This is a genomic window from Shewanella sp. BC20 (genome assembly GCF_003129585.1).
Classification (GTDB): Bacteria; Pseudomonadota; Gammaproteobacteria; order Enterobacterales; family Shewanellaceae; genus Shewanella; species Shewanella seohaensis.
Map to the genome: position 1 here is coordinate 238,667 of NZ_NHRI01000004.1, position 14,157 is coordinate 252,823.

Here is a 14,157-nt window from a genome sequence, read left to right on the forward strand (position 1 = left end):
ATACTCAAAAAATAACCATAGCGATACTGACCACTGGGTTCACAAAAATCCCCGAAAAGCGAGCCATTCGCCGTCAGACTTTGCCACAAAGCAATTATGTTGCCGATAAATTCGACATTCACCATAAGCTAATTAAGCTCAGCTTATCCGAAGTCTTTCTAATCAAAAAAACTAATGTGAATCTTGATACTAAACTGTGGGATACTGACCTTAAACGTATCACACAAGCACATTTTGTGTGGTTGATGCCTGCAGTTTGCCAGAGTTTACGACATAAAAACCAGCGTATTGGCGCGGTAACTGCAAAGATCTTCCACGCACAGACTAAAATAAAAATCGAGACACAACAGGACTTCAACCATGATTAGCGTATTCGATATGTTCAAGATCGGCATTGGCCCTTCGAGTTCACACACTGTTGGCCCAATGAAAGCGGGCAAAATTTTTATGCAGCACCTTGCTGATTCTGGTCAGATTGCCCAAGTGGATGAATTAAGAGCCGAACTCTTTGGTTCCCTCGGTCAAACGGGTAAAGGGCACGGCACGGGGAAAGCCGTTATTTTAGGTTTAATGGGTGAAGATCCAGAAACCGTCGACACAGACAGCATCGATGGCATTCTTGAGCAAGTGTCGAAAAACGAGACCCTCACCCTCAGCTGCGGCAAAGTAGTCAAGTTTACCCGTGAAGACGGCATTACCTACCATAGACGCAAAACGCTCCCCGCCCATGCCAACGCCATGACACTGTATGCCTACAGCAAAGGCGAATGTATTTTTGAGCGCACTTACTACTCTGTCGGCGGTGGATTTATCTTAGACGAAGATGAAATCCATCAACGCAATGCCTCACCAGCATCACAAATTGAATCTGCACCTTACGATTTTAATAGCAGCGCCCAATTACTGGATTTATGTACTGAGCATGGCCTGAGCATATCTTCCCTAATGATGGCCAACGAGCTTAGCCTCGCCAGCGAAGAAGAAGTCAAAGCAAAACTGTGGAATATCTGGCAAACCATGAAAACCTGTATTGAACGGGGTTATCAGAAGGAAGGTATTCTGCCTGGCGGTTTAAAGCTGCGTCGCCGCGCACCTGCACTCTATCGCCGTCTCAAAGCCGAAGGCCGTAACAACGTCGATCCGTTAACTGCAATGGATTGGGTCGATTTATTCGCCCTCTCGGTGAACGAGCAAAATGCAGCCGGCGATCGCGTTGTCACCGCACCGACAAACGGCGCCGCGGGTATTATCCCTGCCGTGCTGTGTTACTACGATACCTTCGTGCAAGAAGTCGATATCGATGTTTGCGCCCGTTACCTGTTAACCGCTGCTGCGATTGGTATTTTATACAAGAAAAATGCCTCGATTTCGGGCGCAGAAGTCGGCTGTCAGGGCGAAGTTGGCGTAGCCTGCTCAATGGCGGCCGGCGCATTGACCGAAATCATGGGCGGCACAGTCGAACATGTTGAAAACGCGGCCGAAATTGGCATGGAACATAACCTAGGCTTGACCTGCGACCCAGTAGGCGGCCTAGTACAAGTTCCTTGTATTGAACGTAATGCGATGGGTGCAATCAAGGCGATTAACGCATCACGCATGGCGCTGCGCGGCGACGGTAACCACAAGGTATCACTGGATAAAGTGATTAAAACCATGATGGATACAGGTAAAGATATGCGCAGTAAATACAAAGAAACCGCCAAAGGTGGCCTTGCTGTAAACATTGTTGAGTGTTAATCCACTCATGCTGATAATCGACTTACCGATTTAACACTGTCATGCCGCGCTTAACGTTCAAACCTAAACGATTAAGCGCGGCATTTGTTTATCAAAAAACCAGTCAAAGTTTAGTTCGCCGCCTTCATTGATGAATTCGAATATTTGGCAATCACTCCTGCCCATGTTTTTTCAATTTCAGGAATAAGCTGCGCAAACGCCTGTTTTTCGGTCACCCTACGTAAATCATCGACTGCATCAGAGGTGCTCCATACCGACGCGTTGCGACTCTCCTTAGCCGTCGACTCCGCTAATCCATACAAATATTCGGTGCGCACATCAAACAGAGCCGCCGATACGGTTGTCGTCACACTCACTTCTTTATTCTTTAACAGCCCAATGGAAGCTACACGATAAATATAATGCGGATAATTGACCTAAGCGACGCCAGTTTTATACGAAAAATAAAGTAGAGAGACATATAAAACTAGAGTGAAAAATACGTCACATTGAAAGTATTGAAATTGAATTGATGAGTATTGAAATTGAATTGATGAGTATTGAAATTGAATTGATGAGTATTGAAATTGAATTGATGAGTATTGAAACGTGCGTTGTAGGTTGTAATAAGCAACGACTATTGATGCAATTAAGCAAACAAAAGAAAATTCCAGCGGACTATATTGGCAATAGCTCGAAATAAATAATGACGGCCAAGATTTGGCTAGACCGTCATTTAGGCGGCGACGACATGGCGCTGTACCCTTAATGGGTGCAAGCGATTGTGCATCACCTTAATAGTTTCAAATTGCGTCATAGTTTTAGCGCCTGATAACACACATTCTGGCGATAATAACATCACCAACGCGGATTGTAGGGTGTTTTCGATGACTAAGACTAAAGCCCGTTGTTTTTGGCATTTAAGCTCAAAGACTTTACCCACATCGCTAAATACGCATACATCGCTGCAATCAAAAAACCATGATTTAGGCATTTGCGGTGTCAGCATAAAATGCGCGGCTGTCGCATTTAAGGCGATTTGCACTATGGCGGCATCGGTAAGGGATAAGGTTTTCGGCAACTTATCGAGTAAGCTCATATAGAATTTGGCGTGCGCAATATTAAACTCCATGCTTGATAAGGCATCAGGAATTAATGATTTTGCTTTATAAGCCGTCAGAAATTCTATCTCGGAACCTAACGAAACGCCTAATACACCGTACGAATCGTTATATTTCCAGTGCCAATCCTTTTGTGGCAATAATAACATAACGTTTACCTACTATTTGAACACTCGCACATCATAGTAGATATTTTATTCAATATCAAAATAAAAATAATAAAATACAAATTAGTTAACAATTACTTAGTGGATCTATTTAAAGATCTTAACTGCGATCTATTGATCGTTTTAGATCGCAGTTAAGATAAATGATCGTAGTTTAGATCCCTATTGAGATCTAAAGATCATTATTTTAAACGGTAAGCTTCAACAATTTCTTTAATTAACTTTGGACCTTGGTAAATAAAACCTGAGTAAATTTGCACCATAGTCGCGCCCGCATCAAATTTTGCTAAGGCATCTTCGGCGCTATTAATACCACCTACTCCAATAATCGGGATCTGACCATTTAAACAAGTAGCTAATTGTTTGATCACTTTAGTTGAAAGCTCAGTCAATGGTTTACCACTTAACCCACCGCTTTCATTGGCATTCGCAAGGCCACTCACACCGTCACGGGTTAAGGTAGTGTTAGTCGCAATCGCGCCATCAAACTTGTTTTTAATCAAGGATTGAGCAATATTTTCGATTTCTTCCGTGGTTAAATCAGGCGCAATTTTAAGGGCAATTGGCACATATTTTTTATGTTTCTCGGCCAACTCAAGTTGCTTAGTTTTTAATGCGCTTAATAATTCGTCTAATAGATCGCCATATTGTAGCGATCGTAATCCGGGTGTATTCGGTGATGAAATATTCACAGCAATATAGGCTGCATAGGGATAAACTTTGTCCATGCAGATCAAATAATCGTCTTTACCCTGCTCTACTGGAGTGTCTTTATTTTTACCAATATTGACCCCAACCATGATATCGGTTTTCTTTGCGATCAAATTTTTGACCAGATTATCGACACCTTTGTTATTAAAACCCATGCGATTGATGATTGCCTTTGCGGGTTTTAATCTAAATAAACGGGGTAAATCATTACCGGGTTGTGGTCTTGGGGTCACTGTACCCACTTCCACATGACCAAATCCCATCGCATGAAAGGCATCTATCGATTCGCCATCTTTATCCATACCTGCGGCAAGGCCGACAGGGTTTGGAAAAGTCAGTCCCATAAAGCTGACGGGCGCTGGCGCAATATTCTGGGCATAAAACGCATTCAATGGACTATTACCTGTCATTTTCAGGCTGCCAATGGCTAAATTATGCGCTCGCTCAGGATCCATCTGAAACATGACTTTCTGTGCGATTTTATAAAACATGTATTTTCCTCGACCTAAAAAAAGCCCCGGCGATCGCCAGGGCTTCTGATTGTTATAAAAGTTTACTTATGGCCTTCGCAATGAAGGATCAGAAGGTTCAGTTCACGCAGGGCGACAGAGAACTTAGCAAACTCATGGCTTTGCGACGTTTTGAAGTCAGCGAGCATATGGAACCATCTTTCCAGTAGGGCTTGATTGGTATCAATCCACTGAGAAATAACGCTTTGAGCGTCACAGGTTGCACTGCATGTTCTTAAGACCACTGACGTCAACGCACGTTGTTGCCAATCCAACTCTTCCCTAAAGGCTGCACGAGCCAGTGCTTGCCAATGGTTTGCCACAGGCTGTGCACTGATCTGCTCTAGGAACCAGTGCAGCTCAACGCGGGCACCGAGTTTGAAATATGTCTCGGCAACGAGCTCAACTGTTTTCTCTTCGGCTTGGGCAATTTGCGCAATATCCAGAGCCGAGAACAGTGTACTCATGTTAGCCACGACGGTCGCCACATTCTGAGGCACGTTCTCTTTCATAAGAGCGTTGATCTCAGCTTGGATACCCGCCGCTTCTTCTTCTACCAAGTAAGAATGAACATTCGCTTTGATTTGTTCAAATACAGGTTTGAAGAAGGCTACAGTTTGCTCGATGCTCCAAGTACGGTTGCGGTGACGCAGGAACCAGCGGCAAGCACGGCGCATGTTGCGACGTAATTGATGCAGCATTTCGCCCTGAACCACAGCAGGAACAATACCGTTTAAGTCAGTGATCGCTTTAGTTAATTCAGCTAAACCAAACACTTCGCGAGCCATAGTGTAACAAATTGCCGCGTCGGCAACTGAGGCACCAGTCTCATCTTGCATACGTTGAACAAAGTTCAGACCCATGTCGTTGACCAATTCGTTGGCCAGTGACGTGGCAATGATTTCACCGCGCAGTGGGTGCGTCACCATTCTGTGGCTATACAGTTCCTGAAGTTGTTTCGGGAAGTAAGCAATCAACAGTTGGCTCAGCAGTGTGTCTTCGGTGATTTCTTGAGTCAGTAACTGCTCTTTCAGTACCATCTTAGCGTACGCCACCAGTACCGATAGTTCAGGACGCGTTAAAGCGCGGCCATTGGCTAAACGTTCTGCCAGCTCTTCTTCCGATGGTAAGAATTCTAAGGCGCGGTCTAACTTGCCTTCTTTTTCCAGATACTGGATAAAGCGAATTTGCTCTTTTAACTGCTCAGCACCACGGACTTGGGTGACCGAAATCGTACGGGTTTGATCTTTACAATCCTGCAGTACGATTTGGCCGACTTCTTCAGTCATCTCTTCCAGTAAACGGTTACGTTGCTTGAGTGTCAGTTCACCCTCAGCCACTAACGCGTTTAATAGAATTTTGATGTTAACTTCGTTGTCAGAACAGTCCACACCACCCACGTTATCCACGAAGTCAGTGTTGATACGACCGCCGTTAGCCGCGTATTCGATACGACCTAACTGAGTACAACCTAAGTTACCACCCTCGCCCACGATCTTGGCGCGCAGTTCGCGACCATTGACACGCAGTGCATCGTTAGCGCGGTCGCCCACTTCTGCATGGGTTTCGCGTGATGACTTAACATAAGTACCGATACCACCGTTCCAAATCAGATCCACTGGCATTTTCAGCAGTTCTTTCATCAGCTCAGTCGGAGTCATCGACGTCTTTTCCGTTTCCAGCATTTGCTTCATTTCAGCAGACAATGGAATGGACTTAGATGAACGCAGGAAGATACCGCCGCCCTTAGAAATCAGCTTGCTGTTGTAGTCTTCCCAGGTTGAACGTGGCAGCGCGAATAAACGGGCACGTTCTTCATAGCTGGCAGCTGTATCTGGATTCGGGTCGATAAAGATATGCATGTGGTTGAATGCAGCCACAAGTTTTGTGTGCTTAGACAACAACATACCGTTACCGAATACGTCACCCGCCATGTCACCAATACCTAAACAGGTAAAGTCTGTGGTTTGACAATCGATACCCACTTCGCGGAAGTGACGTTTAACCGATTCCCAACCACCTCTGGCCGTGATACCCATTTTCTTATGGTCGTAACCGTTACTACCACCCGATGCGAACGCATCGCCTAACCAGAAGTTGTATTCTTGAGAAATCGCGTTAGCGATGTCAGAGAAGGTGGCAGTCCCTTTGTCTGCCGCGACCACTAAATATGGATCATCTTCATCGTGACGGACTACATCTACCGGGTGAACGATTTCACCGTTAACGATGTTATCTGTGATATCGAGCAGTGCACGGATAAAGATGCGGTAACATTCTTGACCTTCGGTGAAGAAGGCTTCGCGGCCACCTTCAGTAGGCAGTTGTTTACAAACGAAACCACCTTTCGCACCCACAGGTACAATTACGGTGTTCTTCACTTGTTGTGCTTTTACTAAGCCAAGCACTTCGGTACGGAAGTCTTCACGACGGTCAGACCAACGCAGACCACCACGAGCCACTTTACCGTAACGTAAATGCACACCTTCAACCCGTGGCGAATAAACGAAAATTTCGAATTTCGGCAGCGGACGCGGCATTTCAGGAATTAACGAAGGCATGAATTTAAACGAGATATAACTCTTAGATTCGCCTTTGGCATCCAGTTGGTAGAAGTTAGTACGCAACGTGGCGTTAATCAGATCGAGGTAACGACGGATAATACGGTCATCATCTAGGCTCGATACTTCGTCTAAACGTAGGTTGATCTGCTCCATAAACTTGCCCAGAGTACGGGTCTTCAGTTTTGGATTGAACTTACGGATAAACATTTTCACCAACAAATCAGCGATTTGTGGGTAACGGCCGAAGGTTTCTTCGATGTAAGCTTGGCTGAATGTCGCATCGATTTGACGCATGTACTTAGCGTAAGCACGCAGTACTGACACTTCACGGCCAGTTAAACCTGACGCCAGAATGATGCGGTTAAACCCGTCATCTTCTAATTTCTTTTGCCACACTTGAGAAAGTGCAGTTTGGAATCTGTCTTGGCTGTCGGCGATATTGTCGGTATTAGTGACTTTAACCGTCATTAAGAAGTCTAGGATCCAGAAGGTAGAACCGTCTGAGGTCGTCACTTCATAGGGGCGCTCGTTGATCACGCGCAGACCAAAGTTTTCCAACATCGGCAGTACGTCAGAAAGATGGATTGGCTCATCTTTATGGAACAGTTTTAAACGCACTTTGTTGTCGTTCAACGCAGCTTCCTGCGGTTGATAGAACAACATGCCTAACTTGTGATCGTCATCCAAGGCTTCGAGCTGTTGCATATCAACAACCGCTGAACTTGGTAATACGTCTTCTTTATAGCTCTGTTCGAAGGCGTTAGCGTAACGCTTCATCAGATGAGTACCGGCTTCTTCACCTAAGGCAGTGTTTAGCGCGGTATTTAACTTATCTTCCCACGAGCGTGCCGCTTCAATTAAATTGTTTTCAATGGCAGCCACATCTACATCCATATTATTGTTATCAACTTTGACAATGTAGTGAGTACGGGCCAGGGTTGACTCGGAGAAATACGTCGTAAACTCTACATCTTCTTTGCTGTTAAAATGCTGAGCCAGAATACGTTGGGTATCTTGGCGAAGTTTAGTGTTGTAACGATCTTTTGAAACGTACACTAAACAGGATAAGAAACGACCGAAACCATCTTTGCGAACAAAGAGTTTCAGTTTGTCCCTGTCTTGCATCTCGAGCACACCGTGCGCCGTGTGTGCTAAATCATCCACATTGGCTTGGATTAGCTCATCGCGCGGCAGGTTTTCGAGAATGTTCAGCAGGGCTTTATAGTCGTGAGAACGTGGCGTTAAACCTGAACGGTCTAATACGCGCTGGACTTTTTCGTTCAGCAGCGGGATCTCACGTGGGCTGCGGTTATATACATTTGAGGCGTACAAACCGATGAATCTATCTTCACCGACCACATTGCCTTTCTTGTCGAAGCGTTTGATACCGATATAGTCCACATAGGCAGGACGGTGCACGCGGCTCTTGGCGCTGCTCTTGGTCAGGATCAGTAAACTGTGGTCTAAGGCTTCTTTACGGGCACTGTCAGAGAAGCTTGATAATAACAAACCTTGCTCTGGCTGAGTCTTATGGTGCTTATTCATTAAACCTAAACTAGAGGCCATATTTGGCACTAGCTCGACGTCGCCTTCAACGCGTTTTAAATCGTATTGACGGTAACCCAGTAAGGTAAAGTGATGATTATTAAGATAAGTTAGGAAGTTAATCGCTTCTTCTAACTCTTGCTTCTCACCGGGGAAAGGACGCTTAGGTAAATCTTTAATGGTCTCACTCAGCTTAGCTGACATCGCGCTCCAGTCGTTGACTGATGCAGCCACATCACCCAGCACAGATTGGATTTCGCGCTCAAGGGCTTTGATATCCACACTGCTGCTTTGACGGTCGATTTCAATCAGGAAAACGGCAACGTGTTCAGTGCTGTCAGGGCTTTGATTCAGGTAAGTGACTTTAGTTACATCCTGGGCTGAACGCTCAATCGCCAGCGGAGTGTGTAACATCATGTGAGCCGTAATACCCATACGATTCAATGCCATACCAACTGAATCTACCAGGAATGGCATGTCAGGTTGGATAACTTCAATGATCGAATGAGTTGATTGCCAGCCGTGTTTTGACTGACTTGGATTGAATACTCTGAGGTGAGTCTCCCCTTTCGGGGTTTTGTTTAGTGCATTCCATAAACTGAGAACCGCACCATACAGGTCGCTGTCGTTACGCGCATTGAGGTCGTCTTTCGACATGTGGGCATAAAGGCAGGTCGCGAACTGTTCAACTTGCTTGGCTTGTGAATTAGGGACTTTAGCGTGAATTAAACTGACTACATTTTCAAGTAGTACTGAAGGCATTGCATCTTTCAAGGCCATGTTGCTGTTTCCTTAAGCGTCTATGGCAGCGCTTTTTTTCATTATTTGGATGCTTCGGCTTAACGATCTCAGAAAATTAGTGTGATCCAGATCGTCGCGCGAAGTTTATTACTAAATCCTCTGTATTTCGAGGAAAATTTTAGTGGTACATCCTCTGTAAATCCAGCCAGAGCGTAAAGATGTGATAACAGGTGAGCAAAAAATCAAAAAAACAGCGTTTATATTCAAAGACAATGGGGAGTCAAAAACTCCCCATTGTTTGTAACTACTTAGCCTGCCGCCAGAATACCGCTGCCAGTGCTGGCAGGATAATTATGGCGCCCAACATATTTACCACAAACATGAAGGTGAGCAGGATCCCCATGTCCATTTGGAACTTAAGCGCCGAGAAAAACCAAGTGCTCACCCCAATCGCCAACGTCAGGCCCGTGAATATCACCGCACTGCCCCGCTCGACTAACGCTTCATAGTATGCTTGTTGTACTGGCATCCCATTCGACAACTTAGATGACATGGTCGACAGGATATAAATACCGTAATCAACACCGATACCTACACCGAGGGCAATAACGGGTAAGGTACTGACTGCTAAGCCAATATTGAGTTGAGTCATCAGCGCCTGCGCCAACGTGGAGACCACATAGAGCGGGATAATCACCGCGACTGTCGCTTTTAATGACTTAAAGCTGATAAGACAAAGCACAAATACCGCGCCATACACATAAATCATCATAGGTAATTGGGCTTCAGCTACCGCTTCGTTGGTCGCCGCCATCACCCCAACAGGACCAGACGCCAGCTTAAATTGCAGCTTGTCATTGTCCATTTTGGCCGCGACCGCTTTCACCTTAGCGACAACCGTTTCAATGGTTTCCGCCTTATGATCCTGCATAAATAGATACACAGGCATCACTGAGCAATCACCATTTAACAAGCCCGATGTCGTTGGGATCTGACCAATCGCCTGCACTAAACTGGCGGTCGTACGGGGCAGTACTTCCCATCTTGGGTTGCCTTCGTTAAAGCCCGCATTCACTTTTTTCGCCACCGAGGCCAAGCTAACTGTCGATTCTACACCTGGGGTATTACGCACTAACCATTCAAACTCATCAATTTGCGTTAACATATCGTGGTAAGTACAGGCTTCTGGGCTCGCTTCCACAATCACAGTCATCACGTCGGTGGTGATAGAAAAGTGATCCGTAATAAAGAAGGTGTCCAAGTTGTAGCGTGAATCTTGGTGTAAAGCCGGCGCGCCGCCTTGCAGATCGCCAATTTTCATCTGATTAGCCTGTTGCAGACCGGCAAAATACAAGGCAATTGTCGCCGCAATTACTACCACCGCGTATTTCGGCGTGGCAAATTTGGCAAGGTAGCGCCAAATCGCCTCGGCTCGCACTTCATCCGAAGTCGGCGCGCCCTGAGGTGCAACCTTGAGTTCAGTGAAAGAAATCACTAAAGGCAGAAGGATAAGGTTAGTGAAAATAATCACGCCCACACCGAGGGATGCCGAAATGGCCAGCTCACGGATGATACCGATATCAATGGATAACAGTGTGATAAAACCGACCGTATCAGAGAGCAGCGCCACCCCACCAGGCACCAATAAACTGCGAAACGCAGAAGCCGAAGCCGCCTTAGTGGTTTGTCCGTCCATCACGCGGCGTCTGACCGCGTTGATCATCTGCACTCCGTGACTCACCCCGATAGCAAAGACGAGGAATGGCACCAGAATTGACATAGGATCTAAGCCAAAACCGATAACCGTCAGTAAACCCAGCTGCCAGATCACCGCCGTTAAGCTACAGACTAAAGGCAATAAGGTCAGGATAAGTGACTTGGAAAACAGATAAACCATTACTGCCGTAATCAAAATGGCAATCACGAAGAACAGTAATACGCCTTTGGCGCCATCGGCCACATCTCCCGCCATCTTAGCAAAACCGATAATATGGATTTTCACCTTATCGGTTTCATACTTACCGCGAAGTTCCTTCTCCAGCTGAGCGGCAAAGGCGATGGTATCTAAGGGCTTACCCGTTTGTGGATCAAAGTCCATCAACTGAGCCGACACCATAGCGGCACTGTAATCGTTGGCAATCAAACGCCCCACAATGCCTGCTTTTTCAATGTTATCGCGCACCGTATTCAAACCCGCTTCGGTGGTCGTGAAATCGGCGGGGATCACAGGGCCGCCCGCAAAACCATCTTCCACGACTTCGGTAAAACGGGTCGAAGGTGAAAATAAGGATTTCACCTGTGAGCGGTCAACACCGGGAATAAAAAACAACTGATCGTGAACGTTTTTAAGGGTGTCGAAAAAGTTAGGGTTAAAAATATTGCCGCTGGTATCTTCCACCGCCACCATAATGCTATTCGCCCCACCAAAATCTTTTTGGTGTTTGAGGTAAGTTTGCATATAGCTATGATTAAGCGGAATATTTTTAATGAATGCCGCATCCATTTTTAATTGGCTCGCTTGGTATCCCAAAAAAACCGTCAGCAAAATAAAAATGCTCACCACCCAAGCACGGTTGCGGAATAAAAATGACTCAAATCCGTTGACCAGTTTTTCTAACATCTTATCGGCCCTGTTATTGTTGTTTTATCATTTATGGCTTTAGAGTGAGTAGCCCTTGGCTACCCGATAACCACACATTCCCTTGGTTATCTTTGGCAATCGAAACTAAGTTTTCCCCCTGGCGACGCGTGACAATACTCGCACTATCATCCTGATTTAGCTGAATAACGACGCCAGCATTCCCCACAAGATACAAGCTAGTATCTGAGTTCACCAAGGCGCCATTGATGGATGACTGCACGGGTATTTCAATCTCGTCCCATTGGCCAAGGCTCAAATCTGCCTTAAATACGTGTCCCCTCAATCCCATCACGTAGACAGCATCCTGCAATTGAATGGCATTGAACATAGAGCCGTCGTAATCAAACCCAGTACGGGTAAAGGTTTGGCCCTTATCGGCCGACACAGCCACAAGCCCCAATTCCCCTACCAGTAACAAACGACCATCATTGAGCACGATCATCCGGTTAAAATGTGGCAGTAACGAGGCGCGTTCGGTCAGATAAGCGGCTTGGTCGCTATTCTTTAACTCAGCCAAATAGGACACGTCTTCTTCGGCCAGCAACTCTTCGTGGAATTCTTCTGCCCAAGTCTTGCCACCATCATGGGTTCGATAAAACAATCCATAAGCCCCAATGGCCATTCCGTCCTGCTCATTGAGAAACAGCACATCGAGGAAGGGTTTTTCAATTTCAGTTGACTGCATTTGCAACGACCATGTCTGGCCGCCATCTTGAGTGTGCAAAATAGTAGCATCGTGCCCGACAGCCCAGCCGAGTTTTTCATTTAAAAAGAACACTTTTGTCAGCTGCGCCGAGGTCGGTGTCGGCACTTGTTGCCAAGTGTCTTTCAGCACGAGCACATGGCCACGCTCACCCACGGCAACTAAACGCTGTCCCGCATGGGCAATATCTAACACGAGAGAAGATGCCGCTAAGGGCTGAATTTGCGAGAAAGTCTCAGACACGGCTGAAAATGAAGGGGAAGAAAAGAAACAACCAACACTGATTGCAGCGGCGCATTGAAGGATGCGAAACGACATACAAACTTCCTTAAACTAATGAGGGGCGCTTAGCGCCCCTTATACCGTGGCTGATTAACGAATACCTTCACGACGCAGTGCATCAGGCGTGAAGTTCGCTTCACTCAGTTTGGCATCGAAGTTATACATTCCACTTTGGTTGTCTAACCCCATGGCCAAATAACGACGGGACTGCAGATCGTGGAACACTTCTAAGGTATCCCACTGTGTTGGGACTTCGTAGTAGTTCAAGCCGTGGGCAACCGCCACACGGTAGAGTTCATCACGGTTGTCATACAGATCAGCAATCGACACTTGCCATGAATCTTCGTCAAGATACATCACACGGGTTTTGTAGATGTGGCGCATACCGTCTTTCAGTGTCGCCTTTACTTCCCATACGCGGTGTTTTTCCCAGCGGACATACTCAGGATTAATATGACCGGGTTTTAAAATCTGATCATATTTCAACTTGTCTGAGTGCAATTTGTAGTCGTTGTAAGGAATATAGATTTCTTTCTTGCCCACAAGCTCCCAGTTATAGCGCACGGGAGAGCCGTTAAACATGTCGAAATCATCTGTTGTGCGCAGACCATCGGATACGGTACCCGGTGTATCAAACGCAACGTTGGGTGCCTTACGCACGCGGCGTTGACCCGTGTTATAAGTCCATGCTTGGCGCGGCAGCGCCTCTTGGTCCATGGTTTCTTTCACTAACAGTGCCGTACCTGCTAAACGAGCGGGCTGAGTCACCACTTGCTTAAAGTAGAACAGCGTGTTGCTGGCCTTTAATTGATCAAGGGTGATTTCAGGGCGGGAATATTCGAAGCGAATTTCCTCAGCGGTTTCCACTAAGGTGTAGCTGCCATCGGCCGTTGGTGCCGCTTGGCTACGTGAAGTTTCCACATCCACACCACGGAAGCGCAGAATATGGTTCCAAATCGCTTCTAAACCATTGGCAGGGATCGGGAATGGAATACCAATCGATGCGCCCGAAATACCGTTACCCTGTGCAACCAGTTCAGCGCGAGTGGCGTTGGCTTTGGTCGCATCATAGACAAATTGCGGTACTGACGCGCTGCGGCGCGTTTTATACACATTCATCTTGTAAGTATCTGGGTAAAGCTCGAACAATTTCATTTGACCAGGAGTCAAAAAATCCTTGTATTGGGCTTTGTTAGCATTGGTAATGGTAAATTCAATTTTATCCTCTGGGAAAGGATCAGGGTGATGCATCCCCTTAGTATAACCTGCGACAGGCTTAGTAATACCGCCATCCCAAGCCGGAATAGAGCCATCAGCATTGCCAGCCTTTTCTGCGCCTAATGGCGTCAATTCGTTACCCAGCTTGGCTGCTTCTGCTTCGGAGACTTTTGCCATCGCTGCTGGTGCTACAAGCGCCATTACGACAGCGCTTGCCAATATCGACAGTTTCTTCATTG

8 protein-coding genes are annotated in these 14,157 nt (G+C 46.3%); 1 reads left to right on the forward strand and 7 read right to left on the reverse strand.

Annotation, left to right across the window (positions count from 1 at the left end; all coding sequences use genetic code 11):
* Positions 1 to 360 precede the first annotated feature (360 nt).
* Positions 361 to 1,737 (forward strand): L-serine ammonia-lyase, encoded by a 1,377-nt coding sequence (locus tag CBX96_RS06800; RefSeq protein WP_011717230.1) that lies wholly within the window; start codon positions 361 to 363, stop codon positions 1,735 to 1,737.
* A gap of 110 nt (positions 1,738 to 1,847) precedes the next feature.
* On the opposite strand, the gene CBX96_RS06805 is transcribed toward CBX96_RS06800, so the two are convergent.
* The 7 genes from CBX96_RS06805 to CBX96_RS06835 form a co-directional block, all read right to left on the reverse strand.
* Entirely contained in the window at positions 1,848 to 2,087 is a 240-nt protein-coding gene (locus tag CBX96_RS06805) for a hypothetical protein (protein WP_258294210.1), read from the reverse strand.
* Between the two features lie 365 nt (positions 2,088 to 2,452).
* Positions 2,453 to 2,986 (reverse strand): cell division protein ZapC, encoded by a 534-nt coding sequence (locus CBX96_RS06810; RefSeq protein WP_011622458.1) that lies wholly within the window; start codon positions 2,984 to 2,986, stop codon positions 2,453 to 2,455.
* 200 nt (positions 2,987 to 3,186) lie between these two features.
* A complete protein-coding gene (gene pyrD, locus CBX96_RS06815) occupies positions 3,187 to 4,206 on the reverse strand; it encodes a quinone-dependent dihydroorotate dehydrogenase (RefSeq protein ID WP_011622457.1) in 1,020 nt (339 codons plus the stop codon).
* 62 nt (positions 4,207 to 4,268) lie between these two features.
* Positions 4,269 to 9,113, reverse strand: coding sequence for an NAD-glutamate dehydrogenase (locus tag CBX96_RS06820; RefSeq protein ID WP_109286157.1), 4,845 nt, complete (start codon positions 9,111 to 9,113; stop codon positions 4,269 to 4,271).
* Between the two features lie 265 nt (positions 9,114 to 9,378).
* Positions 9,379 to 11,694 (reverse strand): RND family transporter, encoded by a 2,316-nt coding sequence (locus CBX96_RS06825; protein WP_109286158.1) that lies wholly within the window; start codon positions 11,692 to 11,694, stop codon positions 9,379 to 9,381.
* Positions 11,695 to 11,725: 31 nt separating this feature from the next.
* Positions 11,726 to 12,736 (reverse strand): YCF48-related protein, encoded by a 1,011-nt coding sequence (locus CBX96_RS06830; RefSeq protein WP_109286159.1) that lies wholly within the window; start codon positions 12,734 to 12,736, stop codon positions 11,726 to 11,728.
* Positions 12,737 to 12,790: 54 nt separating this feature from the next.
* Complete coding sequence (locus CBX96_RS06835) at positions 12,791 to 14,155, reverse strand: DUF1329 domain-containing protein (RefSeq protein ID WP_109286160.1); 1,365 nt, start codon at positions 14,153 to 14,155, stop codon at positions 12,791 to 12,793.
* Positions 14,156 to 14,157 lie beyond the last annotated feature (2 nt).

What these genes read in the sequence shown, in the direction of transcription:
- CBX96_RS06800 (WP_011717230.1), top strand. Translation starts at nt 361, where the DNA reads ATGATTAGCGTATTCGATATGTTCAAGATCGGCATTGGCCCTTCGAGT.
- CBX96_RS06810 (WP_011622458.1), bottom strand. Translation starts at nt 2,986, where the DNA reads ATGTTATTATTGCCACAAAAGGATTGGCACTGGAAATATAACGATTCG.
- pyrD (WP_011622457.1), bottom strand. Translation starts at nt 4,206, where the DNA reads ATGTTTTATAAAATCGCACAGAAAGTCATGTTTCAGATGGATCCTGAG.
- CBX96_RS06820 (WP_109286157.1), bottom strand. Translation starts at nt 9,113, where the DNA reads ATGGCCTTGAAAGATGCAATGCCTTCAGTACTACTTGAAAATGTAGTC.
- CBX96_RS06825 (WP_109286158.1), bottom strand. Translation starts at nt 11,694, where the DNA reads ATGTTAGAAAAACTGGTCAACGGATTTGAGTCATTTTTATTCCGCAAC.
- CBX96_RS06830 (WP_109286159.1), bottom strand. Translation starts at nt 12,736, where the DNA reads ATGTCGTTTCGCATCCTTCAATGCGCCGCTGCAATCAGTGTTGGTTGT.
- CBX96_RS06835 (WP_109286160.1), bottom strand. Translation starts at nt 14,155, where the DNA reads ATGAAGAAACTGTCGATATTGGCAAGCGCTGTCGTAATGGCGCTTGTA.